Origin of the sequence: Enterococcus sp. AZ128 (genome assembly GCF_051714485.1) — a bacterium.
Taxonomy (GTDB): Bacteria; Bacillota; Bacilli; order Lactobacillales; family Enterococcaceae; genus Enterococcus_A.
The window spans coordinates 615,699-640,969 of sequence record NZ_JBIORZ010000001.1; the positions used below are offsets into that span (position 1 = coordinate 615,699).

29 protein-coding genes are annotated in these 25,271 nt (G+C 38.9%); 28 read left to right on the forward strand and 1 reads right to left on the reverse strand.

Features of this window, described 5'->3' with window-relative positions; genetic code table 11:
- Positions 1-12: 12 nt before the first annotated feature.
- The 28 genes from IGI38_RS02850 (at position 13) to IGI38_RS02985 (ending at position 22,895) form a co-directional block, all read left to right on the forward strand.
- The gene (locus tag IGI38_RS02850) at positions 13-1,251 is read left to right on the forward strand and encodes a glycosyltransferase family 4 protein (RefSeq protein ID WP_438726431.1); all 1,239 of its coding nucleotides are present in this window, start codon (positions 13-15) and stop codon (positions 1,249-1,251) included.
- 32 nt (positions 1,252-1,283) lie between these two features.
- Entirely contained in the window at positions 1,284-2,183 is a 900-nt protein-coding gene (locus tag IGI38_RS02855; RefSeq protein ID WP_438726434.1) for an NAD(P)-dependent oxidoreductase, read from the forward strand.
- A 104-nt stretch (positions 2,184-2,287) separates the two neighbouring features.
- A complete protein-coding gene (locus IGI38_RS02860; RefSeq protein WP_010740403.1) occupies positions 2,288-2,518 on the forward strand; it encodes a YkuJ family protein in 231 nt (76 codons plus the stop codon).
- Positions 2,519-2,679: 161 nt separating this feature from the next.
- On the forward strand, positions 2,680-3,843 hold the full coding sequence (locus IGI38_RS02865) for a class I SAM-dependent methyltransferase (RefSeq protein ID WP_438726438.1): 1,164 nt from the start codon (positions 2,680-2,682) through the stop codon (positions 3,841-3,843).
- A 202-nt stretch (positions 3,844-4,045) separates the two neighbouring features.
- Positions 4,046-4,486, forward strand: a complete 441-nt coding sequence (gene fabT / locus IGI38_RS02870; RefSeq protein WP_438726441.1) for a fatty acid biosynthesis transcriptional regulator FabT — start codon at positions 4,046-4,048, stop codon at positions 4,484-4,486.
- Positions 4,483-5,445, forward strand: coding sequence for a beta-ketoacyl-ACP synthase III (locus IGI38_RS02875; protein WP_438726444.1), 963 nt, complete (start codon positions 4,483-4,485; stop codon positions 5,443-5,445). Before fabT ends, IGI38_RS02875 begins: the two co-directional genes overlap by 4 nt.
- Before the next feature lie 53 nt (positions 5,446-5,498).
- Positions 5,499-5,726, forward strand: a complete 228-nt coding sequence (locus IGI38_RS02880) for an acyl carrier protein (RefSeq protein WP_010746005.1) — start codon at positions 5,499-5,501, stop codon at positions 5,724-5,726.
- A 64-nt stretch (positions 5,727-5,790) separates the two neighbouring features.
- A complete protein-coding gene (gene fabD, locus IGI38_RS02885; protein ID WP_438726446.1) occupies positions 5,791-6,714 on the forward strand; it encodes an ACP S-malonyltransferase in 924 nt (307 codons plus the stop codon).
- 49 nt (positions 6,715-6,763) lie between these two features.
- Positions 6,764-7,495, forward strand: a complete 732-nt coding sequence (gene fabG / locus IGI38_RS02890; protein ID WP_438726449.1) for a 3-oxoacyl-[acyl-carrier-protein] reductase — start codon at positions 6,764-6,766, stop codon at positions 7,493-7,495.
- 17 nt (positions 7,496-7,512) lie between these two features.
- Positions 7,513-8,739, forward strand: a complete 1,227-nt coding sequence (fabF, locus tag IGI38_RS02895) for a beta-ketoacyl-ACP synthase II (RefSeq protein WP_438726452.1) — start codon at positions 7,513-7,515, stop codon at positions 8,737-8,739.
- Positions 8,740-8,742: 3 nt separating this feature from the next.
- Positions 8,743-9,213: an acetyl-CoA carboxylase biotin carboxyl carrier protein gene (accB, locus tag IGI38_RS02900; protein ID WP_438726455.1), complete on the forward strand. Its 471-nt coding sequence runs from the start codon at positions 8,743-8,745 to the stop codon at positions 9,211-9,213.
- An 11-nt stretch (positions 9,214-9,224) separates the two neighbouring features.
- On the forward strand, positions 9,225-9,647 hold the full coding sequence (gene fabZ, locus IGI38_RS02905) for a 3-hydroxyacyl-ACP dehydratase FabZ (protein ID WP_137613493.1): 423 nt from the start codon (positions 9,225-9,227) through the stop codon (positions 9,645-9,647).
- A gap of 6 nt (positions 9,648-9,653) precedes the next feature.
- On the forward strand, positions 9,654-11,018 hold the full coding sequence (locus IGI38_RS02910) for an acetyl-CoA carboxylase biotin carboxylase subunit (RefSeq protein WP_438726458.1): 1,365 nt from the start codon (positions 9,654-9,656) through the stop codon (positions 11,016-11,018).
- An 11-nt stretch (positions 11,019-11,029) separates the two neighbouring features.
- The gene (gene accD / locus IGI38_RS02915) at positions 11,030-11,899 is read left to right on the forward strand and encodes an acetyl-CoA carboxylase, carboxyltransferase subunit beta (protein ID WP_438726460.1); all 870 of its coding nucleotides are present in this window, start codon (positions 11,030-11,032) and stop codon (positions 11,897-11,899) included.
- Positions 11,896-12,681 (forward strand): acetyl-CoA carboxylase carboxyl transferase subunit alpha, encoded by a 786-nt coding sequence (locus tag IGI38_RS02920; RefSeq protein ID WP_438726463.1) that lies wholly within the window; start codon positions 11,896-11,898, stop codon positions 12,679-12,681. Before accD ends, IGI38_RS02920 begins: the two co-directional genes overlap by 4 nt.
- Before the next feature lie 136 nt (positions 12,682-12,817).
- Positions 12,818-13,624 carry a transporter substrate-binding domain-containing protein gene (locus IGI38_RS02925; protein ID WP_438726466.1) on the forward strand — a complete coding sequence of 269 codons (807 nt, stop codon included), beginning with the start codon at positions 12,818-12,820 and terminating at the stop codon, positions 13,622-13,624.
- Between the two features lie 245 nt (positions 13,625-13,869).
- Positions 13,870-14,706 carry a transporter substrate-binding domain-containing protein gene (locus tag IGI38_RS02930; protein ID WP_438726469.1) on the forward strand — a complete coding sequence of 279 codons (837 nt, stop codon included), beginning with the start codon at positions 13,870-13,872 and terminating at the stop codon, positions 14,704-14,706.
- A 12-nt stretch (positions 14,707-14,718) separates the two neighbouring features.
- Positions 14,719-15,408 (forward strand): amino acid ABC transporter permease, encoded by a 690-nt coding sequence (locus IGI38_RS02935; RefSeq protein WP_438726472.1) that lies wholly within the window; start codon positions 14,719-14,721, stop codon positions 15,406-15,408.
- Between the two features lie 130 nt (positions 15,409-15,538).
- Complete coding sequence (locus IGI38_RS02940) at positions 15,539-16,273, forward strand: amino acid ABC transporter ATP-binding protein (RefSeq protein WP_438726475.1); 735 nt, start codon at positions 15,539-15,541, stop codon at positions 16,271-16,273.
- Positions 16,274-16,400: 127 nt separating this feature from the next.
- Positions 16,401-16,925 carry a YqeG family HAD IIIA-type phosphatase gene (locus tag IGI38_RS02945; RefSeq protein ID WP_438726477.1) on the forward strand — a complete coding sequence of 175 codons (525 nt, stop codon included), beginning with the start codon at positions 16,401-16,403 and terminating at the stop codon, positions 16,923-16,925.
- Complete coding sequence (yqeH, locus tag IGI38_RS02950) at positions 16,925-18,034, forward strand: ribosome biogenesis GTPase YqeH (protein WP_438726479.1); 1,110 nt, start codon at positions 16,925-16,927, stop codon at positions 18,032-18,034. Before IGI38_RS02945 ends, yqeH begins: the two co-directional genes overlap by 1 nt.
- A gap of 29 nt (positions 18,035-18,063) precedes the next feature.
- Complete coding sequence (yhbY, locus tag IGI38_RS02955; protein ID WP_438726481.1) at positions 18,064-18,375, forward strand: ribosome assembly RNA-binding protein YhbY; 312 nt, start codon at positions 18,064-18,066, stop codon at positions 18,373-18,375.
- A 76-nt stretch (positions 18,376-18,451) separates the two neighbouring features.
- The gene (locus IGI38_RS02960) at positions 18,452-19,048 is read left to right on the forward strand and encodes a nicotinate-nucleotide adenylyltransferase (protein ID WP_438730265.1); all 597 of its coding nucleotides are present in this window, start codon (positions 18,452-18,454) and stop codon (positions 19,046-19,048) included.
- Complete coding sequence (gene yqeK / locus IGI38_RS02965; protein WP_438730268.1) at positions 19,038-19,634, forward strand: bis(5'-nucleosyl)-tetraphosphatase (symmetrical) YqeK; 597 nt, start codon at positions 19,038-19,040, stop codon at positions 19,632-19,634. Before IGI38_RS02960 ends, yqeK begins: the two co-directional genes overlap by 11 nt.
- A 109-nt stretch (positions 19,635-19,743) precedes the next feature.
- Positions 19,744-20,100, forward strand: a complete 357-nt coding sequence (gene rsfS, locus IGI38_RS02970; protein WP_438730271.1) for a ribosome silencing factor — start codon at positions 19,744-19,746, stop codon at positions 20,098-20,100.
- Positions 20,100-20,828, forward strand: a complete 729-nt coding sequence (locus IGI38_RS02975) for a class I SAM-dependent DNA methyltransferase (RefSeq protein ID WP_438726484.1) — start codon at positions 20,100-20,102, stop codon at positions 20,826-20,828. Before rsfS ends, IGI38_RS02975 begins: the two co-directional genes overlap by 1 nt.
- Before the next feature lie 135 nt (positions 20,829-20,963).
- On the forward strand, positions 20,964-22,103 hold the full coding sequence (locus IGI38_RS02980; protein WP_438726487.1) for a nucleotidyltransferase: 1,140 nt from the start codon (positions 20,964-20,966) through the stop codon (positions 22,101-22,103).
- Positions 22,104-22,175: 72 nt separating this feature from the next.
- A complete protein-coding gene (locus tag IGI38_RS02985; RefSeq protein ID WP_438726490.1) occupies positions 22,176-22,895 on the forward strand; it encodes a YebC/PmpR family DNA-binding transcriptional regulator in 720 nt (239 codons plus the stop codon).
- Positions 22,896-22,973: 78 nt separating this feature from the next.
- On the opposite strand, the gene helD is transcribed toward IGI38_RS02985, so the two are convergent.
- A complete protein-coding gene (helD, locus tag IGI38_RS02990) occupies positions 22,974-25,256 on the reverse strand; it encodes an RNA polymerase recycling motor HelD (RefSeq protein WP_438726492.1) in 2,283 nt (760 codons plus the stop codon).
- Positions 25,257-25,271 lie beyond the last annotated feature (15 nt).

The following is a 25,271-nucleotide window of genomic DNA, read 5'->3' on the forward strand; positions in this document are numbered from 1 at the left end:
GGAGGAATAGACGTGCGGATCGGCTTTTTTACAGATACCTATTTCCCCCAGGTAAGCGGGGTAGCGACATCAATCAGAACATTAAAAAATGAACTTGAAAAGCAAGGTCATGAGGTCTATATTTTTACGACAACAGATCCCGATGCTGATGAGTTTGAGAAAGATATTGTACGGATGCCTAGTGTTCCATTCGTATCTTTTAAAGATCGTCGAATCGTTGTGCGGGGGATTTGGTTTGCTTATCAAATAGCCAAAGAATTAGAACTTGAAATTATCCATACTCATACAGAATTTGGATCTGGTTTTTTAGGGAAAATGGTGGCCAATCGTCTACGAATTCCTGTTGTTCACACGTATCATACGATGTATGAAGATTATCTTCACTATATTGCTAATGGAAAAGTCGTCAGACCTACTCACGTCAAACATTTCATTAAAATGTTTGTTAATCACTCCACGGGAGTAGTGTGTCCAAGTAAACGGGTAGTGGACACGTTGAAACGCTATGAAGTAGAAGTTCCGATGCGTATCATTCCGACTGGAATCGAAGTGACTCGCTTTGTGCGTTCAGATATTACTAAAGAAGATACGGATCGTTTGAGAAAGAAATTAGGGTTAGAGAAAGATGATTTGATGATATTGTCATTGAGTCGTATTTCTTATGAAAAGAATATTCATGTCATTGTGCAGCAATTTACCGAAATTCTTATGAGTTATCCTAATGCCCGCTTAGTGATCGTAGGAAAAGGGCCCTATCGGGAAGATTTAGAGGAATTGACACATGAATTAGGTATTGAAGAATATGTTCAGTTTACAGGAGAGGTGCCTCACGAAGAAGTAGCGTATTACTATCATGCTGCGGATTATTTTGTTAGTGCTTCGACTTCGGAAACGCAAGGACTGACATATGCCGAGGCAATTGCTTCTGGGACACAATGTATTGTTGAAGGAAATGACTATTTAGCTCAGTTGTTAAGTGACGAGTCTTTGGGGATTACTTTTGAACGAGATGAAGATTTTAGCGATAGCTTCGTTCGATACGTTCAGCAACAAATTCCAATCAATCCTGAAGTACAAAAAAATAAGTTGATCGAAATTTCAGCTGAACGTTTTGGTAGTGAAATTTTGAATTTTTATCAAGAAATGCTTGTTTATTATGATGAAAATCATACGGAAATAAGATCCCCTGCGCAAACAGTACGAAAAATGCGGGTACGAATAAATTCTCTCAGAAATAGCGAGGATAAATAAAGCTGAAATCCATCTCTTCATGTATACTGGAGATGGATTATTTTTTATTTTTGGAGGTTAATAGCATGAGAATAGGATTTATCGGAACTGGCGTAATGGGAAAATCTATCGTCAAACATTTTTTATCAGCAGGACATGAAGTAGCGGTATACAATCGTACAAAAAGTAAAACAGACGAGTTAATCGAATTGGGTGCTGCTTGGCAAGCTACTCCTGCCGAAGTTACTAGTGTTAGTGAAATTGTCTTTTCAATGGTAGGATATCCAAGTGATGTTGAAGAAATTTATTATGGATCAAACAGTATTTTTTCGGTAGAGGTTACAGGAAAGCTTTTAGTTGACTTGACGACTTCTACTCCAACATTAGCAGAGAGAATCTATCAAACTGCTAAAGAAAAAGGTGCTGACGCATTAGATGCTCCCGTTTCTGGCGGCGACTTAGGAGCTCAGAATGGTACATTAACAATTATGGTTGGCGGTGATCAAACTGCTTACAAACGAATAATACCTCTTTTTGAAATTATGGGGAAAAGTTTTTCGCTTCAAGGAGCAGCGGGCGCAGGGCAACACACAAAGATGGCTAATCAAATCATGATCGCAGGAACAATGACTGGAATGACTGAGATGTTAGTTTATGCGAAAGCTGCAAATTTAGATGTATCCAAAGTTTTAGAGACATTAGGCGGTGGTGCGGCCCAAAACTGGTCAATGACGAATTATGCACCTCGTATCCTAAAATCAGATTATTCTCCTGGATTTTTCGTCAAACACTTTATCAAAGACTTGAAAATTGCTTTAGATGAAGCAAAAAAAATGCAGCTTGATCTGCCTGCGACAAAATTAGCGACGGAACTTTATGAACGGTTAGCCGATCAAGGGTTCGAAAATGATGGGACTCAAGCGTTGATCAAATTATGGTGGACAGAATCTTAAGTTAGATTTAGTAAAAAAATCATAAATTAATTGATGAAAATCAATGCAAGATACGGTCGGATTTGATACAATAAGACAGAATTGAGAAGAAGGGGGGCACCTAGATGAAACATTCACAATTAGTTGCCATTATTAAACGCTTAGAAGCGATGACTGAATCGACTGATAATGAAGTACAATTGCGTCGTTTTGAAAAAGAAGGCGTAGAAAAATGTACTGTAACTTATGATAATACAACAGAGACATTTGAGTTGACTGAAAGCGACAGCAAACAATCTTATCAATTTGACAACATCGACATCGTTGCAATGGAAATTTATGATTTGATTCAATAAAACGGGGAGACCCGTTTTTTTTGTGCTCTTTTTTGTTAAGGGGTTTCATATAAATTTTGATTATATTTTTATGAGGAATTCCTATTTTTTCTCCCAACCTAGGGCATATCTTTTGAACTAATTAGGATTTAGTCAGAAGATAACTTGAGGGAGGCAATAATATGTTAGACAAAGAAGTATACAATCAATTATTTAAACCATCTTTTTCTCAAAAAACACAGGTAACTTTTTGGGATGGTTCGATTAAAGAGTATGGAAATCCTGAAGGAGAAGTCATCTTCAAAATTATTTTTAACGAGAAGATTCCCGTAAAAGAACTAATTAATAATGCTTCGTTAGCACTTGGAGAGGCATATATGGATAAGAAAATCGAGATTGAAGGTGATTTACAAGCTTTAATCTACGATGTTTACAATCAAGCAAACGGCTTTTTCCATAATAATAGCTTTAAAAAGTGGATGCCAAAGGAAAAACATACGAAAAAACAATCGGCTCACGATATTCATAGCCATTATGATTTAGGTAATGATTTTTATGAAATGTGGTTAGATCCTACATTGACGTATTCCTGTGCCTATTTTGAAACACCGGAAGATACACTGGAACAAGCGCAAATCAATAAAGTACATCACATCCTTAATAAATTGTTTATTCACCCCGGTGAGACATTATTAGATATTGGATGCGGCTGGGGAACGTTGATTTTGACTGCGGCGAAAGAATATAAGGTCAAAGCTAAAGGAATTACGTTGAGTGAAGAACAATATCATCATATCCAAGAGATCATTAAACAAGACCACCTAGAAGATACGGTTTCTGTTGAATTAATGGATTATCGTGATTTGAAGGGAACTTTCGATCATATTACGAGTGTTGGTATGTTTGAACACGTTGGCGGAGAGAATCTGCAAGAATACTTTAAGGTTGTCGAAAAGCATTTAGCGCCGAATGGAACTGCGTTGATTCATGGTATCAGTCGCCAACAGGGCGGAGCGAAGAACGCATGGATCAATCAATACATTTTTCCAGGCGGTTATATTCCAGGTGTAACTGAGTTGATCGGTCATATCACAGAGAGTGAGTTGCAATTAATTGATCTTGAAAGCTTACGTCGCGATTATCAATTAACGCTTGAACATTGGACGAAAAATTTTCATCAAGTGACAGATAAAATTATTGAGCAAAAAGACGAAGCCTTCTATCGAATGTGGGATCTATATTTGCAAGCCTGTGCCGCTTCTTTTCAAGCTAGCAATATTGATGTTATCCAATATTTATTGGTTCATCCAAACAATAATACAATTCCAATGCATCGGAACATATAATTAATAAGCGGGATTCCCGCTTATTTTTTTACTGTAAAAATCCTTTGATAACCAAAGTAATTTTATGATAGAGAAACTGGGGTAGATTCAACCGTGATCATTAATTTTTAGTTAATTGAAAAAAGAGTGTTGCATTCAGAAAAAAAATAAGATATAGTTTGAACATCAAATGATTTGATAATCAAACTAATTAGGTGAGGACATGGAAAGAAACTGGGAAGAATTAAATACCTATTTAGTTTCTATTTTCAACGACGTTCTGTCGATTGAAGAAAACGAACTAAAAAAATCACAATTTAGCGATCTGACGATTACAGAAATGCATACCATTGATGCCATCGGAATGTACAAGAAAAAAACGACAACTGAAGTTGCTAGAGAATTATTAGTAACTGTCGGGACTTTGACGACATCAATCAATCGCTTAGTGAAAAAGGGCTATGTAGAACGTATCCGTAGTGAAGATGACCGCCGTGTGGTAAAGCTGGGACTAACGAAAAAAGGACGATTAGTTTTTCGCATCCATCAGCATTTTCATCATGAAATGGTCAAAAGCGCAATTAAAGATCTTGATGCGGATGAACAAGAGGTTTTCTTAAAGGCACTAGTAAATCTATATAGTTATTTAGAGGAGATCAAATGAGTATGAGCTTCGGGAAAATAATCGCAACAGCACGCTATTTACCTGAGAAAGTCGTCACGAACGATGAGTTGGCCGAATGGATGGATACTTCGGATGAATGGATTCAATCACGGACAGGAATCAAGCAACGACATATCGCTGAAGCTGAAAATACTTCAGACATGTGCTTGCAGGTTGCCAAAAAATTGATCGATAAAGCAGCGATTGATCCTATGAGTTTAGATTTCGTTATCGTTGCTACAATGTCGCCAGATTATACGTCGCCTTCTGTTGCTTGTCAGGTTCAAGGACAACTTGGAGCAAAACAAGCGATGGCTTTTGATGTAACGGCTGCTTGTGCTGGATTTGTTTACGCGCTAGCAACAGCCGAAAATTTTGTGCGCAGTGGAATGAAACGCGGTATCGTTATTGGCGGTGAAAAAACGTCGAAGCTATTGAACTGGCAAGACCGTTCATCAGCCGTTCTTTTCGGTGATGGCGCTGCGGGAGTTTTACTAGAGGCGAATCAAGAACCTTCTATTATAAAACAAATGTTGCGAGCGGATGGTGAACGTGCCAATGCATTAACTTCTGGCTTCCGTAAAAACAGTAATATCTTCCATGAAGGATCGGAAACCATCACGGCTCTATCAATGGATGGTCGCGGAATCTGGAACTTTGCCTTAAATGATGTAACTAAAAGTTTGAAAGAATTTATCGGTGAAGAAGCAGTTGATTATTACCTGCTGCATCAAGCCAATAAACGAATCATTGAAAAAATCGCTCGTAAAATGAACGAGCCGATGGAAAAATTTCCTATGAACCTAATGAATTATGGAAATACTTCAGCAGCGAGCATTCCAATTTTATTGGATGAACTTGTTGAAGGGAAGGTATTATCTTTAAATAGTCATCAAAAAGTGGTATTGACAGGCTATGGCGGTGGATTAACGTGGGGAAACCTGCTGATTCAGCTGTAAGTTTGTTAAAAATATAAAAAACTAAAACTTAAAATTATCGGAGGAAACAACTTATGACATTCGAAAAAATCCAAGACATTATCGTAGAAGAACTAGGAGTAGAGAAAGAGGAAGTAAAATTAGAAACAAATATCCAAGAGGATCTTGAGGCAGATAGTTTGGACTTATTCCAAATCATCAACGAAATCGAAGACGAATTTGATGTGAAAATCGAAACTGAAGATGGCATCACAACTGTTAAAGATTTAGTTGAATATGTTGAAAAACAACAAAACGCTTAATTAATAAAATTCCGGGAAAAGGCTAGGCGTAAGGCCTGGCCTTTCCTGCTATTAGGAGACGATCATGAAAACAGCATTCTTGTTCAGCGGGCAGGGCGCTCAATATGTCGGAATGGGCAAAGAGTTGTACCAGCAAGAGAAAGTCGTAAAAGAAACATTTGAAGAAGCCAGTGATTTACTTGGTTTTTCGATGGAAGACTTGTGCTTCGAAGAAAACGTTCAGCTTAACGAAACGAAATATACGCAACCAGCAATTTTGACAGTCAGCACCGCTTTTTTACGTGTGTTAACAGCTAAAGGATTTCAGGCTGATGCAGTAGCAGGCTTGAGCCTAGGCGAGTATACTGCATTAGTCGCTTCTGGCGCATTAGCGTTTAGCGATGCCGTTCAGCTTGTTCACAAACGAGGACAGTTTATGAGTGAAGCGGCACCGACTGGTAGCGGAAAAATGGTAGCTGTGATGAATACTTCCGCAGAAATCATTGAAGACTGTTGCCAACAAGCTTCAGCTTTCGGAATTGTTTCGCCAGCAAACTATAATACTCCGCAACAAATCGTGATTGGCGGCGAAGTAGCCGCAGTCGAAAAAGCGGAAGAATTATTGCAAGCTGCTGGAACAAAGCGAATGATTCCGTTGAACGTAAGCGGCCCATTTCATACGGCTTTATTGGAGCCTGCAAGTAAACGATTGAATGACGTGTTACAGACAATTAATTTCGAAGATATGAATCTGCCAGTGATATCGAACACTACCGCAAAGATCATGCCGAATGACGAGGTCGTTTCGTTATTAACAAAACAAGTGATGTCGCCCGTGCGTTTTAGTGATAGCGTCGTAGCATTAAAAGAATTAGGTGTTTCACGCATGATAGAAATCGGTCCTGGAAAGACATTGACTGGCTTCATTAAAAAAATTGACCGCTCGTTAGCAACAAGTCGTGTGGAAGATGTTAAGACTTTAACAGAAACAGTCAGCTTTTTGGGATAATTATTTATTTTCATTTAAAAATATCCTTAAATTGAAGTAGGAGGTCCGAATGGAACTAACGAATAAAACAGTGTTTATAACCGGCAGCAGCCGTGGAATTGGTTGGGGTACTGCTAAAGCTTTTGCTCAAACTGGTGCGAATATCGTATTGAATGGCCGTAAAGCTATTCCCGCAGATAAAATCGCTGAGATCGAAGCCTTTGGGGTGAAATGCACCGCAATTTGCGGAGATATCAGCTCGTTTGATGATGCGGGGAAAATGATCAAGGAATGTGAAGATGTTTTAGGTTCTATCGATATCTTAATCAACAATGCGGGCATTACAAAGGATCAGTTATTATTGAGAATGAAACCAGAAGATTTTGATGCAGTCATGGATATAAATTTGAAGGGAACCTTCAATATGACTCAGCAGGTTCTGAAGAAAATGATGAAGAAACGTGCTGGCGCGATCATCAACCTTTCCAGTGTGGTCGGTCTGATCGGAAATGTTGGGCAAACCAACTATGCAGCGAGTAAAGCTGGTGTGATCGGCTTTACTAAAGCAGTAGCTAGAGAAGTTGCTCCACGGGGGATCACGTGTAATGCGATTGCTCCAGGATTCATCAAAACGGATATGACAGATGAACTGAATGATAAAGTCAAAGAACAGATGGAAGGTCAAATTCCGTTAAAATATTTTGGCAGCGTTGATGATGTGGCGAATGCTGCGGTATTCTTAGCACAAAACAGTTACATCACTGGTCAAGTATTGAACGTTGATGGCGGAATGGTCATGTAAAGAAAGGACGGAATAAAATGAATCGTGTCGTAATTACAGGCTTTGGTGTTGCCTCACCAATTGGTAATGATGAAGAAACATTTTTGAAGAATTTAAAAGAAGGAAATCATGGGTTTGGACCAATCACTCGGTTTGATGCAAGTGAAACAGGTATTACGGTCGCGGCTGAAGTAAAGGATTTCCCTTTGGAAAAATATTTTGTTAAAAAAGATACCAAACGGATGGAGACTTATTCATTATATGCTATCTATTCTGCGCTTGAGGCGTTAGAAATGAGCGGTATCAACACCGAAGAAGAAGATATGGAACGCTTTGGTGTAATGATTGGTTCTGGTGTTGGAGGTCTGGGAACGATCCAAGATCAAGTGATCAAAATGGATAAAAAAGGTCCAGCACGCGTATCGCCAATGTTCGTACCTTTAGCAATCGTGAACATGGCAGCAGGAAATGTTGCTTTGCGAATTGGAGCAAAAGGAATTTGTACTAGTACGGTAACTGCTTGTGCTAGTGGAACTCATTCCATTGGTGAAGCATTCCGTAATATTAAGCATGGCTATTCAGATGTCATCGTTGCAGGTGGTGCGGAATCTTGTATCAACAAGATTGGAATTTCAGGTTTTGCGGCATTAACAGCCTTAAGCACTTCAGAAGATCCAACTCGCGCATCAATTCCTTTTGATACAGATCGGAATGGTTTTGTTATGGGTGAAGGTGCCGGCATTTTAGTTTTAGAATCCTTGGAGCACGCACAAAAGCGTGGGGCAACCATTTTAGGCGAAATCGTAGGTTACGGAGCAACCTGTGATGCTTACCATATGACTGCACCATCTCCAGACGGTGAAGGAGCAGCTAGAGCGATCACTGAAGCGATTAAGGAAGCAGGTATCACACCAGCAGACGTTAATTATGTGAATGCTCATGGAACAAGTACGCAAGCAAATGATAAAGCAGAAAGTAAAGCAATTGAAGCGGCTTTAACTGATAACGCCTATGTCAGCAGTACAAAATCATTAACGGGTCATTTATTAGGCGGCGCTGGCGGTGTCGAAGCAGTAGCATCATTGATGGCTTTACAGCATCAATTTATTCCGCCAACTGCGAATATTCAAGAAGTAGATCCAGAGATCAAAGCAAATGTTGTTGTGAACGAAGCAAAAGAAACACCAGTCAATTACGCTGTAAGTAATTCTCTAGGTTTTGGCGGTCACAACGCTGTGATCTGTTTGAAACGCTGGGAGGCATAATTAATGGAAATCAATGAAGTCAAAGAACTGCTGAATCAATTTAATGATTCTAACCTAACCGAATTCGATTTACGGGAAGGCAGTTTTGAGTTATATATGAATAAGAATCAGACAAGTCGCCAAGCTGCAGCACCAGTCCAAGTTGAGCCAACTGGAGAATCGGTATCAGCGATACCTAATGCTCCAGCTGCACCGACTTTGAACTCAGAAAGTGTTTCAGTTGCAGAGGACAAAGGTGAGGGGAAAGTGATTACTTCACCGATTGTAGGAATCGTCTACTTACAGCCAACACCAGAACAAGACGCTTATAAAGCGGTCGGCGATACCGTGAAGCAAGGCGAAACCGTTTGTATTATCGAAGCAATGAAATTATTGAATGAAATCACTAGTGATTTTGATGGTACGATTAGTGAGGTTCTGGTGGAAAATGAAGATGTTGTTGAATATGGACAACCGTTATTCCGCATTAACTAGGAGGAAAATAAATGTTAACGATTGAAGAAATCAAAGAAATTATCCCGCATCGCTATCCAATGTTATTGATTGATCGGGTGGAAGAATTAGAAGCTGGAAAAAGCATTAAAGCCAAGAAAAATGTTTCTGTTAATGAACCATTTTTCCAAGGCCATTTTCCTCACGAACCAGTAATGCCTGGTGTGTTAATCGTAGAAGCAATGGCTCAAGCTGGCGCTGTCGCGTTATTGTCTATGGAAGATTTTAAAGGGAAAACAGCTTACTTTGGCGGGATCGACAAAGCAAAATTCCGCAAGAAAGTCGTTCCGGGAGATACTTTAGTGTTAGAAGTAGAATTAACAAAAGTTCGTTCTTCAGCTGGTTGCGGAAAAGGCATCGCCTATGTTGATGGAAAAAAAGTAGCCGAAGCAGAACTAACCTTTATGATTGGATAGATGTCTATGTTTTCAAAAATTTTGATCGCCAATCGTGGCGAAATCGCTGTACGAATCATCCGTGCCTGCCGTGAATTAGGAATTCAGACGGTCGCGGTTTATTCCGAAGCGGATAAAGAAGCTTTGCACACAGAAATGGCTGATGAAGCAATTTGTATCGGCCCAGCTCGTTCAAGCGAATCCTATTTAAACATGCAAGCGATCTTAAGTGCGGCGATCGTAACAAATGCTGAAGCGATCCATCCTGGCTTTGGGTTCTTGTCAGAAAATAGCCTATTTGCAACGATGTGTACGGAATGCAATATCAAGTTCATCGGACCAAGTGAAAAAACCATTGATGCGATGGGAAATAAAATTCACGCGCGTCAGTTGATGAAACAAGCAGGCGTTCCTGTTATCCCAGGTAGTGACGGGGCTATCGATACCTTGGAAGAAGCAGAAAAGTTAGCTGATAAAATCGGATATCCGGTCATGCTAAAGGCAGCTGCTGGCGGCGGGGGAAAAGGGATTCGTAAAGTTCCTATGAAGAGCGAACTTGAAAAGAATTTTCTATCTGCTAAGTCAGAGGCCAAAGCTGCTTTTGGCGATGATGCAATGTATATGGAGAAAATCATTTATCCAGCACGACATATCGAAGTACAGATTTTAGGTGATCAGCAAGGTAATGTGATTCATCTGGGAGAACGTGATTGCTCCTTACAGCGAAATAACCAAAAAGTTTTGGAAGAGGCCCCTTCAGTTGTGATCGGTGAAGAAAACCGTAAAATGCTGGGGGATATAGCTGTCAAAGCTGGAAAAGCTGTAAATTATGAAAGTGCTGGTACGATCGAATTTCTTCGCGATGAAGACGGCAGTTTCTACTTTATGGAAATGAATACTCGGATACAAGTTGAGCATCCAATCACAGAGATGGTTACAGGAATCGATATCGTGAAGAAGCAAATTAAAATTGCTGCCGGTGAACCTTTAGGACTAAGTCAATCAGACGTGAAGTTTCAAGGCCACTCTATTGAATGTCGAATTAACGCTGAAAATCCAGCGTTCAATTTTGCGCCTTCTCCTGGAAAGATCAAAACGCTGCTTTTACCTAGCGGTGGTTTAGGACTACGAGTAGACAGCGCAATGTATAGTGGAGTGACAATTCCGCCGTATTATGATTCAATGATTGCAAAGATCATTGTTCATGGTGAAGATCGCTTTGACGCTTTGATGAAGATGCAGCGTGCTCTTGGTGAGTTTGTTTCAGACGGAGTTATTACAAATGTTGAATTCCAAATGGACCTTATTAGTCATCCAAGTGTACTTTTTGGTGATTACGATACAAGTTTTTTACAAAAAACATTTTTACCTGAGTGGCAACAAAGCGAGTAGGAGGAATTTAGGTGGGACTTTTTAATAAGAAAAAAAACTACATTCGGATCAATCCTAACCGCGATAGTGTACCAACGACGAAGCCAACTGTGCCTGATGATATGTGGGCAAAATGTCCAAATTGCAAACGAACATTGTACAAAAAAGAAATCGGTGCTGAAAAAGTTTGTCCTCACTGTGGTTATAGTTTCCGGATTAGCGCTTGGGAACGATTAGCGCTAACAATAGATGAAAAAAGTTTTACTGATTGGGATAACCAACTAGAACAAAAAAATCCAATTGATTTTCCTGAGTACTTTGCTAAAATCGATAAGACCAAAGAAACGACTGGGTTAGATGAAGCGGTACTAACAGGAAAAGCAACAATCAATAATCAAACTGTTGCTATCGGTGTAATGGATGCTAATTTCATTATGGGAAGTATGGGGACGGTTGTTGGTGAGAAAATCACTCGACTCTTTGAAAAAGCCGTGATTGAAAAATTACCCGTGGTATTATTTACCGCTTCGGGTGGTGCCAGAATGCAAGAGGGAATTTTCTCATTGATGCAGATGGCAAAAATTTCCGCTGCAGTCAAACGTCATAGTAATGCAGGTTTGCTTTATATCACAGTTCTGACAGATCCAACAACAGGCGGTGTTACGGCCAGCTTTGCAATGGAAGGCGATATTATTTTAGCTGAGCCGCAAACTTTAGTCGGTTTTGCCGGTCGTCGAGTAATCGAGCAAACGATTCGTCAACAGTTGCCAGAGGATTTTCAAAAGGCTGAATTTCTTTTACAACATGGATTTATTGATCAAATTGTTCCAAGAATGACCTTGAAGGATCGTTTGTCGCAATTATTAGCATTTCATCAACAGAAGGGCTGGTGTGAAGAATGAGTCTAACTGCTGGAGAAATCGTAAAATTGGCAAGACATCAAGATCGTTTGACCAGTCTAGATTATTTCGAAAAGATTTTTACCGACTTTCAAGAATTTCATGGAGACCGCTTGTTTGGGGATGATCCTGCCATCGTTGGCGGTATCGCGAATCTTTCGGGTAAGCCGGTAACGGTAATTGGGATTCAAAAGGGGAATGATCTGAAAGAAAATATGGAGCGTAATTTTGGTCAGCCCAATCCTGAAGGTTATCGTAAGGCACTTCGTTTAATGAAGCAGGCTGAGAAATTTAATCGCCCAGTGATTTGCTTTGTCAACACGCCTGGAGCATTTTGCGGTGTTGAGGCAGAGGAACGTGGGGAAGGTGAGGCAATTGCCCGCAATCTTTTAGAGATGTCGGACTTAAAAGTTCCGATTATTTCGATTGTAACTGGAGAAGGTAGCAGTGGTGGTGCATTAGCATTAGCATTAGCTGATGAAGTCTGGATGATGGAATACAGCATCTATGCAATTCTTTCACCGGAAGGCTTTGCTTCGATTCTTTGGAAGGACGGGAAACGTGCGGATGAGGCAGCAGAATTGATGAAAATCACTGCGGCTGAATTACTGGAGCTTGATGTCATTGATCGTGTGATTCCAGAAACGCTGAAAGGTAAAAACCTCGGTGAAGACAAAATCATTCGTATGATGAAAAAAACATTGATTGAAAAAATAACCGAATTATCAAAGTACTCGACTGAAGAATTAATCGAGAAAAGATATCAACGATTTCGTAAATTTTAATTGTGTGATCAACGACGGCAAATGCCGTCGTTTTTTTATGCGTTAAATAAAACTAATAATAAATAAATATACACAAAAGGGTGGAAAATATGAAATAATATGCTATACTGAAAAAAAGAATTTTGGAGGCTAGGTTATGAAAAAAGGGTTGAAGGTTGTTTTAACGGGATTAAGTTTATTTGTATTCGCGGCATGTGGTAATACTGAAAAAAAGGACAAATTGGATACTATCAAAGAGAATGGGGTTCTCAAAGTAGCAACTTCGCCAGATTACGCGCCTTTTGGTTTTCATACAACGATAGATGGAAAAGATAAAATCGTGGGTGCCGACATTGAGATGATGGAAGCAATTGCAAAGAAAATGGATGTAAAAGTTGAGTGGTTAGATATGAGTTTTAATGCAGTTTTAGCAGCTGCAAAAGAAGGAAAAGCCGATGTTGCAGTTTCAGCGATTTCTGTTACTGATGAACGTGAGGAAAGTTTTGATTTTACCACAGATTACTATACATCACCTCAAGTAATCGTGATTAACAAACAACATGCAGATGAATTTACGTCAATTGATAATTTTTCCGGTAAACAGGTTGGCGCACAAAAAGGCACGATCCAAGAAAATATTGTGAAGGAACAAATGAAAGACGCAAAGCTAGTCTCAATCGAAAAGTTACCGAATATATTTGTGGAAGTAAAAAATGGTTCATTGGATGGGTTAGTGGTTGAAAAAACTGTAGCGGAAGCATATGTCAATAAAAATCCGGAACTAATGATTGCGAATATTTCATTGAAAAGTATGAAGGAGGACTCGTTGTGTATCGCAGTTCCGAAAGGCAATAAAAAATTGGTCAATGAACTTAATAAATATATTAAAGAAATGAAAGAAGAGAACTTGATAGAAAAGATGGTTGAAGAAAACAATCAGTTAGCACAAAAAGGTGGTGAATAAAAAATATATATTCATAGTAATTTGAATATATACATTCTAGAGCCGCTTATATAAAAAAATATTAATATTTATTCATAAAAACGCTTGTTTTATGAAATTTTCATGCTATAATAAATTCATTGAAAAAGCACTCAAAAGGTGGATACTAGTTCAACTGTTATATAGGAACAATCAAACTACTATACATACTATAACCATTTTTTCGAGAGTTAAGTAATAGTAATTATATTTTAGGAGGAAACAGGATGAAAAAGATTACCGGCTTAGTTATGACATTAGTAGCACTATTCACTTTAGCAGCTTGTGGAGGAGGCAGTGATAAAACTGCTGATTCATCAAATGCAAAATCTGAGGATCAATTAGCAGCAATAAAAAAGGCAGGCGTATTAAAAGTAGCAACATCAGCTGATTATGCACCGTTTGAATTCCATACAATGGTGGACGGAAAAGACAAAATCGTCGGTGCTGATATTGATTTAGTCAATGCGATCGCTGAGGAGTTAGGTGTGAAGGCAGAAGTATCCGATATGAGTTTCAATACAGTCTTAGCTTCATTAAAAGAAGGAAAATCAGATATCGCTATTTCTGCAATTTCTGCAACCAAAGAACGTCAAGAACAATTTGACTTTACAGACAATTACTACAATCCGCCACAAGTATTAATTATCAACAAAAAAAATCAAGACAAATTCACAAGTATTGATTCTTTAAAAGATAAGAATGTTGGGGCGCAAAAAGGTTCGATTCAAGAAGATATCGTTAAAACGCAATTAAAAGATTCAAAACCTGTTTCAATCGAAAAAGTTCCGAACATGGTAGTTGAAGTAAATAGCGGTTCATTGGATGCAATGGTGGTAGAAAAAACAATCGCTGAATCATATGTGCAGCAAAATTCTGATTTGATGATCGCTAATATTGATTTGAAAGCCTCAAAGGATGAAGCATTTGCGATAGCCTTACCTAAGGGTAGCGAAGAATTGCAAACAGAAATAAATAAAATTATTAAAAAGTTAAATGATGAAGGCAAGATTGATGAGTATGTTAAACAAAATCATGAACTAGCCGAAAAATCAGCAGAATAGAGGGACCCAGCATTGAACTTTTCATTTTTGGATAAATACTTATCTTACTTTGCATCAGGTGCTGGTATTACAGTAATTATTTCACTCGTAACAGTTGTTTTAGGAACATTTATCGGGCTAGTGATGGCCCTTCTAAAGCTCTCCAAACACAAACCGCTAAATTGGCTAGCTAATATTTACATCGAAGTACTTCGTGGCACTCCAATGTTATTGCAAATTATGATCGGTTTTCTAGTTCTTCAAGGATTATTTCCTTCAAAAGATTTAGAAGTCGGTGTTTTGACTGTTGATCTCGGACGTTTGATACCTGGGATGATCGTTTTGTCATTGAATTCTGGAGCTTATGTCGCTGAAATCATTCGGGGCGGGATAACAGCTGTCAATTATGGACAGACAGAAGCCGCTCACTCATTAGGGCTGCGTCCCGCACAGACGATGCGTTTTGTTATTTTGCCTCAAGCATTACGAAATATTTTACCGCCTTTAGGCAACGAGTTTATCACTTTGATAAAAGATTCCTCCTTATTAACTGCAATTGGAATCAATGAATTAATGGGCTCTGCTCAAATCGTTATCTCAAATTCTTATATTCCATTGGAACCCTATTTTGTAGCTGCGGCACTTTACTTCGTGATGACTTTTGTCACTTCGCGTCTACTTAATTTATGGGAGAAAAAACTTGGAAAAGGATACCAAAGATAAGTTTATCATTGTCAATTTCTAGAAATTACACTATGTTTAACATAAGAGGTTGTTTTTAAATGTTGGAAATGTAGTGAGCTATTGACCGAGATAAAAATGAATTCTTTGATATGAGATAGGAGCGCTAATAATGATGGAAGCATTGATTCAAATTGAACATTTAAATAAAAAATTTGGCGACAATGAGGTTCTCAAAGATATTTCCGCAGAGATTACGCCAGGAGAAGTGGTTGTAATCATCGGACCGTCTGGTTCAGGAAAAAGCACATTTTTACGTTGCGTCAATTTATTAGAAGTTCCTACATCTGGTACGATCAGATTTGAGGGAACAGATATTACAGATAAAAAAAATGATATTTTCAAAACACGGGAAAAAATGGGGATGGTATTCCAACAATTTAACCTATTTCCCAATATGACGGTTTTAGACAACATTACTTTATCGCCCATCAAGGTTAAAGGGATATCTAAAACCGATGCTGAAAAAATCGCCAAAGAATTACTAGAAAAAGTCGGCTTGTCAGAAAAGGCTGAGGCGTATCCACAATCTCTATCTGGCGGTCAGCAGCAACGGATTGCTATTGCTAGAGCATTAGCGATGCAACCAGATGTTATGCTATTTGATGAACCAACATCTGCTCTTGATCCTGAAATGGTCGGCGACGTGTTACAAGTTATGCAACAACTGGCAAAAGAAGGCATGACTATGATGATTGTGACTCATGAAATGGGTTTTGCCAAAGAAGTTGGCGACCGTGTCATTTTTATGGATGGTGGTGTGATTGTTGAAGAAGGTACCCCAGAAGAAGTTTTCGATCACACACAAAATTCTCGAACAATCGACTTTTTATCAAAAGTATTATAGAATTAATGGGACTAGGCGGATAAAGCCTAGTCTTTTTTTAAACCTTTGTACCCAAATGTAGAGTTTTCAAAAAATTTGCGTTATAATCAGGTTTTGTAGAAGTATAAATAAAGTTATAGGAGTTGCCATGTTAGATAAATTCAAACCAACGTGGATGGTCGAAGCCATTTATCAGATAACCCCGGAACAATTGAAAGCTCACGGATTTAAAGCGGTATTGACGGATTTAGATAATACTTTGATCGCTTGGAATAATCCCAATGGAACGAAAGAGTTGATTGATTGGTTAAAAATGATGGACGAGGCAGAGATCCCCGTGGTGGTCGTTTCGAATAATAAAGCCAGTCGCGTCGCTAAGGCATTAGAAAGTTTTGAACTGGATTTTGTGTCGCGAGCGATGAAGCCTTTTTCTGTTGGAATAATAAATGCACAAAAACGATTAGGTGTTTCAAAAGATGAGATAGTCATGATCGGAGACCAAGTTATGACGGATATTCGAGGGGCGAGTGCGGCAGGCATCCGCAGTATTCTTGTCCGTCCGATCCTTGACACCGATGGCTGGAACACACGAATCAATCGTTTCTTTGAACGTCGTGTGATGCATATTTTATTACGCAATGATCCTGAGATGAAATGGAAGAGTGAATTATAATGGAAGAAGAATTATTTTGTATCGGCTGTGGCGCAAAAATTCAAACGGAGCATCCGAATGAATTAGGCTATACTCCGCAATCAGCTTTAGAAAAAGGGTTAGCGAACGGCGAAGTATACTGTCAGCGTTGTTTCCGCCTTCGACATTACAACGAAATTCAAGATGTTGCTTTGACAGACGATGATTTTCTACGCTTGTTGAACGAACTGGGTAAAGCGGATGCGTTGATCGTAAATGTAGTAGATATCTTTGATTTTAATGGTTCATTGATTCCTGGATTGCATCGCTTTGTTGGAGATAATCCTGTACTTTTAGTCGGTAATAAGGTTGACTTACTTCCTAAATCGTTGAAGAGAGGTCGTTTAACTCAGTGGATGCGGGAACGCGCTCATGAGGAAGGCTTACGTCCAGTTGATATCTTACTGACTAGTGCCCGTAAGGCTAATGAAATGGCTGATTTATTAGAGAAGATAGAAGAATATCGTGATGGTCGCGATGTATACGTGGTGGGTGTGACTAATGTTGGGAAATCAACATTGATCAATCAAATCATTAAACAAACTGCAGGAGTACAAGACTTAATCACAACTTCGCAGTTTCCCGGCACGACTTTGGATAAAATTGAGATTCCACTAGATGATGGGAACTATCTCTTTGATACGCCAGGAATCATTCACCGTCATCAAATGGCACACTATCTAGGAAAAAAGGATTTGAAAATCATCGCGCCTCATAAAGAAATCAAACCAAAAGTTTACCAGTTGAATGCGGGACAAACTTTATTTTTAGGCGGATTAGCGCGTTTCGACTTTATCCAAGGAGAACGAGCATCTTTTGTTGCTTATGTATCCAATGATATCGAACCGCATCGGACAAAACTAGAAAAAGCTGATGCCTTTTATGAGAAACACGTTGGTGGTTTGTTGCAACCTCCACGACCGGATGAGGTGATAGATTTTCCTGAATTAGTTCGTTTTGAATTTTCAATTAAAGAAAAGAGCGATATTGTTTTTGCTGGACTAGGATGGGTAACGGTGTCAAAACCAGCAGTCGTTGCGGGTTGGGCACCAAAAGGTGTAGATGTATTGACCCGAAAGGCATTAGTTTAAAAAATTTTATCCGAATAAGGGGAGTATTAATGGAATTAAGAGGAAAACAAAAGCGTTTCTTACGTAGTCAAGCGCACCACTTACAACCGATTTTTCAAATCGGTAAGAATGGGATCAACGATGCAGTGATTGTTCAAATCGCTGAAGCATTGGAAAAAAGAGAGTTAATCAAGATTAATTTATTACAAAACACTGATGAGCTTGCTGAAGATGTGGCTCATGTTTTAGAAGAAAGAGTCCATTGTGAAATTGTTCAAATCATTGGACGTGTACTAGTTTTGTACAAAGCTTCAAACAAGGAAAAATATCAAAAAATATCAAAAGAAGTTCAAAGCATATAAACTTCGATATATCTAATAAAACAAGGGGGAATAACCGTTGTATCAAGATGTCTTAACGATTCCTAAAGTCAATCCAATGACTGACACTGCCATGCCTAAAAAGCAAGTAGGGCTGTTGGGAGGTAATTTTAATCCGATTCATCACGCGCATTTAATGATTGCGGAGCAAGTCGGGCAAAAAATGGGATTTGATGAAGTGCATCTGTTGCCGAGTTATTTGCCGCCGCATGTGGATGAAAAGAAGACAATCGATAGTAAGCATCGCTTGGCGATGGTTAAATTGGCTATTGAAGACAACTCTTTTTTATCAGTCGATACACGAGAACTAGTTCGTAAGGGTAAAAGTTATACAATTGATACGATGTTGGAATTAACTGCTGAAAATCCAGATACGGAGTACTATTTTATTATCGGTGGAGATGAAGTAGCGTATTTGCCAAAATGGCATCGAATTGATGAATTGGTTCGCGTTGTTAATTTTGTTGGTGTCAAACGAGCGGGTTACACCCTAGAAAGTCCTTATCCAATTATTTGGGTAGATGTCCCTGAGATTCAGTTATCTTCTTCGTACATCCGTAAACAGGTTAAGCAAGGGTGTTCGATTCGTTACCTCGTACCTGATCGTGTGTGTGAATATATTGTGGAAGAAGGTTTGTATCTTGATGAACTATAGTGACAGATATACAGCTATGGAGCGTGAAGGATTGATGCAAGCTGTTCAGATGCGAATGAGCGAAAAACGCTTTAAGCATGTTTTAGGTGTAGAAGAAACGGCGGTTGCATTGGCTGAACGATTTGGTGAATCCCCAGAAAAAGCAAGTATTGCAGCGTTAACACATGACTATGCGAAAGAACGCTCAGATGATGAATTTCAGCTTGCTATCGAACGGGGCAGCTATGAGAATAAAACCGAGCTGTTAAAATATGGAAATGCTATCTGGCATGGGCTTGTAGGTGCGGATTTCGTCGCTCGCGAGTTAAAGATTACTGACGAAGAAATTCTAAATGCTATCCGCCTGCATACCACAGGTGCAGCAAAGATGACTTTGTTAGATAAAATTATTTATGTGGCGGATTATATCGAACCGGGAAGAAATTTTCCGAGTGTGGCGGATGCACGGGTGATTGCATTTAGCGATTTAGATCAGGCTGTGGCGTTTGAAACCAAACATACACTGGCTCATTTAGTCGAGACAGAAAATCCAGTTTATCCCAAAACGATCGAAACTTATAATCGTTGGGTTGCTGGGATGCAATAAGAAAGAAAATCTAATCTTAACAACGGATTTTTGAGAGTGTAAGACAATTTGTTGATTGTTAAAGTTATTTAGATAAAATGTATAATGGTAAGAAATAAGGAGGAGAATTATCATAGATAGTAAAAATATGTTAGAAATCGCCGTGAAGGCAGCCGATTCAAAACGAGCGGTTGATGTCGTGGCCCTTGATGTTTCGCAGGTCTCGTTATTAGCAGATTATTTCATGATTTGTTCAGCCAATTCTGATCGTCAAATCAATGCGATCGTGGATGAGATTATCGATAAAGAAGAAGAAGCGCATGTTGAAGTAAAGCGTGTTGAAGGAAAAGATGGCGGTAAATGGGTCTTAATCGACTTAGGGGATTTGATCGTTCATGTTTTTAGTACTTCAGAGCGTGAATTTTATAATTTAGAAAAATTATGGTCAGATGCACCGCTTGAAAATATCGATACTTGGTTGGACTAATGGCTTATGAGACATTTGCTTTTGTCTACGATGAGGTAATGGATGATTCTTTGTATCAGCAGTGGTTGAATTTTTCATTACGTCATTTACCAAAAGCAGCAAATCAAGTTTTGGAGTTAGCTTGTGGAACAGGTGCGTTAGCAGTAGAATTTGCTAAAAAAGGTTTTGATGTGACTGGTTTGGATTTGTCTGAAGAAATGTTAACATTGGCTAGTGATCGTGCAATTCAAGAAGAGGTTTCCATTAACTGGGTTGCTGGAGATATGCTTGACTTAACAGATATCGGACTGTATCAAGCAGTGACTTGCTTTTCTGATTCGCTGTGCTATATGCAAGATGCAACACAAGTTCAGCAAGTTTTCAAGGGTGTTTATCAGTTGTTAAAAGAATCTGGAACATTCATTTTCGACGTTCATTCTATTTACCAAATGGAAGAAGTTTTTCCAAATTATAGTTTTCATGATCAAACTGAAGATTTTGCGTTTCTTTGGGATAGTTACTCAGGAGATTCCGACTATAGTATCGAACATTTTTTAACATTCTTTGTGAAAATGGATAGTGAAATGTTTGAGCGGTTTGATGAGTTGCATAAGGAAAGAACGTATCCTTTGGAAATGTATCAAAAAATGCTGACTGAAGTTGGTTTTAACGTTGAGGTTTTTGCGGACTTCACTGATGAGGGTCCGATTGAGACAAGTAAACGCTGGTTTTTTGTCTGTCAAAAATAGCCGAGAGTGATCTCGGTTTTTTTGTTCGTTTCATTTTTGCTACTGTCAATTGTTGGAGGGTACATGGATGGGCTGTTCAACAAAATTATATTGAACTTGTATAAGCACTAGTTATTTCTGGAAAGGAGGAAGAATATGAGAAGTTGCGGAATTGTTGTTGAGTATAATCCATTTCATAATGGGCATCGTTATCATGCCGAGAAGGCTAGAGAAATGAGTGATGCGGATGTTGTGGTTGCAGTGATGAGCGGAAATTTTTTACAGCGAGGAGAGCCTGCGATTCTTGATAAATGGGCACGAACTAATGCAGCATTGAAAAATGGTGTAGATCTTGTTGTTGAGCTACCGTTTTCTTGGGCCGTTCAATCTGCAGATTATTTTGCAAAGGGTAGTATTAAACTATTGCAGGCTTTGGGGTGTGACGCTCTGTGTTTTGGGACAGATAGTGATTCTAAATTTGACTATCTGGATTATGGTCGTTTTTTTATTGAAGAAAAAAATGCGATTGATCAATTATTTCATGAATTGCCTATCGGCTGGAGCTATCCTGAAAAAATGGCAGGAGTTGTTTCACGATTGTATCCAAAGGCGCAAGATTTTCCTCCAAATCATATTTTAGGCTTAAGCTATGCTAAAGAAAATGCCCTCTATGAGCGTCCAATGGAGATTTTCCCACTGCATAGAAAAGACCAAGGTTACCATGATCAATCATTGGTCGCTAATCAGTATGCTAGTGCTACAGGTATTCGACAGGCGGTTTTAGCTAATGAGGATGTGTCTTCTTTTGTTCCAAGAGAGACGCTGGAAGAATTGACTGAAATGTCCATCGCTTGGTCAGATTTTTGGCCTTTTTTAAATTATCAATTGAGAGCAAATTCTTTAGGGGAACTTCGAAAGATATATCAAATGCGGGAAGGAATAGAACACCGTATAATCGAACAGGACGCTGATAGTTTTTCGGAATATTTGCAGAGAATCAGCACTAAACGATATACGCAACCGCGATTACAGCGTTTATTGACCTATGTTCTATTGCAGATCAAGGAAGCAGAGATAAAAGAGGAGCAAGAAAATACGATGCTCCATATACTGGGTTTTACTGAAAAAGGCCAAACTTATTTGAATAAAAAGAAGAAGAAGTTTACTTTACCTATTGCTGCAAAAATCGGACAAAAGGAGAAGGAAAAGCATTTCTTAACGTATCGTGCCGATCAAGTGTATCAGCTGGTTCATCCACAAGAGCAAACAATTGGCCGATTTCCTATTCGAGTATAAAAAGTACTTTCCAAAGAGCAGGCGAGTCGTTATAATGGGAAAGTATAAAATTAACGAAAGAGAAGTGAAAACATGGGACGTAAATGGGCGAATATCGTAGCCAAGAAGACTGCGAAAGATGCAAACAACAGTAAAATTTACGCTAAATTTGGAATCGAGATTTATGCGGCGGCAAAATCAGGTGACCCTGATCCACATGCTAATCAAAAATTACGTTTCGTTATTGAACGTGCTAAAACGTACAATGTTCCAAAGCATATTATTGATCGAGCAATCGAAAAGGCCAAGGGCTCTGGTGATGAGACTTTCCAAGAACTACGTTACGAAGGATTTGGTCCAAATGGTTCGATGGTAATCGTCGATGCTTTGACAAACAACGTTAACCGAACGGCTTCAGATGTTCGGGCTGCTTTTGGTAAAAACGGAGGGAACATGGGTGTTTCCGGTGCGGTTGCTTATATGTTTGACAATACGGCGCTATTTGGTTTCACCGGAGAAGACGCGGACGAAATCTTAGAGTATTTGATGGATAAAGAGATTGATGTTCGCGATGTTGTGGACGAAGAGGGACAAATCATTGTATATGGAGAACCTGAAGACTTTAATGCGATTCAAGAAGCTTTAAAAGAAAAGGGTATTACTGAATTTTCAGTTGCTGAAATGCAAATGATTCCTCAAAGCGAAGTGACTTTAACAGGGGACGATTTAGAAAAATTTGAAAAAATGATTGACGTGTTAGATGAGTTGGAAGATGTACAACAAATTTACCACAATGTTGAACTAGACGATTAATACGTATAATAATAGCCGCCTAAATCTGCTTGGATTTGGGCGGCTATTTTCGGTTTATCGGTGAGATTTTTATCAAACCTATTTTACTGATTTTTGAACATAAAGACTTTCCGGCAGCATCTCCAATAATGGACTCCTTTTGCCAATAATTAAGAGATTTAGTTCATGCATAGCACGGGTGCAAACTGTATAAAGAATTAATTTATCTTGTTCAGTATGATAATTTTCAGGCGAGACATTCCAAGCAAAGACACGATCAAATTCTAATCCTTTGGCTAAATACGTAGGAATGATGATCAAACTTTTTTTCATAAAGTCTTCTTCATCGGTTAGTAATTGTACTTGGTCTTTTTGTTCAGGCGTCAATTGATCATAGAGTTCCTGACATTCTTCCACAGTTTTCGCAATAATGGCTGTTCGCCAATATTTTGCTAACTCTGTAGTTTCTTCAATTTGTTGAATCAATCCAGCAATCATCTGATGTGTCTCATTTGCATAATAAACCTTTGGCAGATCACCAACACGAGCGGTTAACTCGACGCGGTTTTCTTGGGTTAGGAACTGATTGGCGAAGTTAGTGATTTCTTCAGTTGAACGATAGCTGGTCGTCAATTCAAAATGAGTCAATGATTGATCTGGAAAAATTTCTTCTAAGGAATGAACCATACTTTCATTACCGAAGACCTTTTGATTCAAATCGCCGCATAGGGTGTATGTCGCCTTAGGATATAAATGACGTAACAAAGCTACTTGTGTGGGAGAGAAATCTTGCATTTCGTCGATAAAAATAAATCGTGCTTTTTGTTTCACATCTACTGGATGGATGGATTTCATTAAAAGAAACATCAAGGTACCATCTTCTAAACTGATATCCTTCTGCCTGAAATCATGTCGCAGCTCATCAAGCATCGTTTTCCAATGTTCTTCCGTTAGTTGGTACTGAGTCAACAAACGATTCGGTACACTTTGTAAAAAGTGTAAATATTGTTTGGCGTAGTTTATGAATCCAAAACGAGTTATTTGTCTTCGAATAGGCCGTAATTTTTTACGCACGACTTTTTGAGCCATTTGTCGACGTAAACGACGTTCGGCTTTTTCAGAATCTTCCATATCAGGATTATTGACAAATACGGCATCGACCAATTCGTCTGCGGCTTTTTTTGCCCAATCCTTTTTCATTTCATCTTTTTCCAATCCACCTAATTTTTTCAAGAGTTTCGTTTGCAGCAACTGCATTCGCTGATACATCGGTAACTCAGGATTGGCTTCTTGATACCAGTTACGAATTTGTTTTTTAGAGATCAGAACATCTTGTTTCAATTTAAGATCACGGAACAAGGGACCTAAGTCTGCGATTCGATCAACATATTTATAGAGTTCCTGAACGATTGCAAAACTACTTTTTGCTCGTAATACGCGATCATCCTGTCCAGAAAGGAAGACTTCTTCATGACTTTCTTCTGTATGAATCTGATACGCAGGCAATAAAGCACTCAAAAATGTTTTGAATGTCTCAGTAGGTATGCCGCTTTCACCAAGCGAAGGTAAGACTGTAGAAATATAATCTGAAAAAATATGGTTAGGTGAGAATAAAAGGACCTGTTCATTGTCTAACCATTTGCGATTATGATAGAGCAAGTAAGCAACCCGCTGAAGCAACGCGGAAGTTTTCCCGCTGCCCGCAATTCCCTCTACTACCAAAACTTTACTTCTCGTGTCGCGAATGATCTCATTTTGTGAACGCTGAATCGTCGCGACTATGTTTTTCATATGGTTAGAGGAGGCCTCATCCAAAATTTCTAATAAAAAATCATCATTGATGGCTTCGGAGGTATCGACCATTGATAATATCTGACCTTCACGAATCTTAAACTGACGTTTCAGTAATAATTCGATAGGGATGATTGCATCGTGGGCTTCATACTGTGTCTGTCCCAAAGTTCCTTCATAGTAGAGATTAGCAATCGGTGCGCGCCAGTCAATTACAACCGTTTCTTCTTCAGTATCTCGCAAAGAAGCGATTCCTAAATAAAGCGTTTCGGCTTCTTGGTCTTCTTTAAAATCAATTCTGGCAAAGTAAGGATTATCTCCCATCAATTTTAAAACTCTTTGTCGCTTTTCTTGAGAAGCGAATGTTTGATAGCGTACTAACAACTCTGCTTCGTGTTGTCGTGTATCCGCCATTGTTTCAGCCAAGGCTTCGAAGGAACCACCTTGTACTCTTTGACCGGCATTTTCTAGCATGTCGGTATCAAATTTTGATTTGGTTTCTTTCTTTTGGCTGTCTAAAAAAGCAATTTCTTGTTGGATCAAAGCGCTTGTCTGCTGGACGTGCTCTTGTTCGTACTCTCTTGGATTCATTGAGCATCCTCCTTT

Coding starts and splice junctions, on each gene's coding strand:
- IGI38_RS02980 (WP_438726487.1), top strand. CDS start 20,964: ATGAGAAGTTGCGGAATTGTTGTTGAGTATAATCCATTTCATAATGGG.
- IGI38_RS02925 (WP_438726466.1), top strand. CDS start 12,818: ATGAAAAAAGGGTTGAAGGTTGTTTTAACGGGATTAAGTTTATTTGTA.
- IGI38_RS02920 (WP_438726463.1), top strand. CDS start 11,896: ATGAGTCTAACTGCTGGAGAAATCGTAAAATTGGCAAGACATCAAGAT.
- helD (WP_438726492.1), bottom strand. CDS start 25,256: ATGAATCCAAGAGAGTACGAACAAGAGCACGTCCAGCAGACAAGCGCT.
- IGI38_RS02985 (WP_438726490.1), top strand. CDS start 22,176: ATGGGACGTAAATGGGCGAATATCGTAGCCAAGAAGACTGCGAAAGAT.
- IGI38_RS02865 (WP_438726438.1), top strand. CDS start 2,680: ATGTTAGACAAAGAAGTATACAATCAATTATTTAAACCATCTTTTTCT.
- yqeK (WP_438730268.1), top strand. CDS start 19,038: ATGAACTATAGTGACAGATATACAGCTATGGAGCGTGAAGGATTGATG.
- fabG (WP_438726449.1), top strand. CDS start 6,764: ATGGAACTAACGAATAAAACAGTGTTTATAACCGGCAGCAGCCGTGGA.
- IGI38_RS02860 (WP_010740403.1), top strand. CDS start 2,288: ATGAAACATTCACAATTAGTTGCCATTATTAAACGCTTAGAAGCGATG.
- accB (WP_438726455.1), top strand. CDS start 8,743: ATGGAAATCAATGAAGTCAAAGAACTGCTGAATCAATTTAATGATTCT.
- IGI38_RS02960 (WP_438730265.1), top strand. CDS start 18,452: ATGACTGACACTGCCATGCCTAAAAAGCAAGTAGGGCTGTTGGGAGGT.
- yqeH (WP_438726479.1), top strand. CDS start 16,925: ATGGAAGAAGAATTATTTTGTATCGGCTGTGGCGCAAAAATTCAAACG.
- fabF (WP_438726452.1), top strand. CDS start 7,513: ATGAATCGTGTCGTAATTACAGGCTTTGGTGTTGCCTCACCAATTGGT.
- fabZ (WP_137613493.1), top strand. CDS start 9,225: ATGTTAACGATTGAAGAAATCAAAGAAATTATCCCGCATCGCTATCCA.
- yhbY (WP_438726481.1), top strand. CDS start 18,064: ATGGAATTAAGAGGAAAACAAAAGCGTTTCTTACGTAGTCAAGCGCAC.
- IGI38_RS02875 (WP_438726444.1), top strand. CDS start 4,483: ATGAGTATGAGCTTCGGGAAAATAATCGCAACAGCACGCTATTTACCT.
- fabD (WP_438726446.1), top strand. CDS start 5,791: ATGAAAACAGCATTCTTGTTCAGCGGGCAGGGCGCTCAATATGTCGGA.
- IGI38_RS02975 (WP_438726484.1), top strand. CDS start 20,100: ATGGCTTATGAGACATTTGCTTTTGTCTACGATGAGGTAATGGATGAT.
- IGI38_RS02880 (WP_010746005.1), top strand. CDS start 5,499: ATGACATTCGAAAAAATCCAAGACATTATCGTAGAAGAACTAGGAGTA.
- IGI38_RS02945 (WP_438726477.1), top strand. CDS start 16,401: ATGTTAGATAAATTCAAACCAACGTGGATGGTCGAAGCCATTTATCAG.
- IGI38_RS02940 (WP_438726475.1), top strand. CDS start 15,539: ATGATGGAAGCATTGATTCAAATTGAACATTTAAATAAAAAATTTGGC.
- IGI38_RS02855 (WP_438726434.1), top strand. CDS start 1,284: ATGGATTATTTTTTATTTTTGGAGGTTAATAGCATGAGAATAGGATTT.
- IGI38_RS02910 (WP_438726458.1), top strand. CDS start 9,654: ATGTTTTCAAAAATTTTGATCGCCAATCGTGGCGAAATCGCTGTACGA.
- IGI38_RS02930 (WP_438726469.1), top strand. CDS start 13,870: ATGAAAAAGATTACCGGCTTAGTTATGACATTAGTAGCACTATTCACT.
- fabT (WP_438726441.1), top strand. CDS start 4,046: ATGGAAAGAAACTGGGAAGAATTAAATACCTATTTAGTTTCTATTTTC.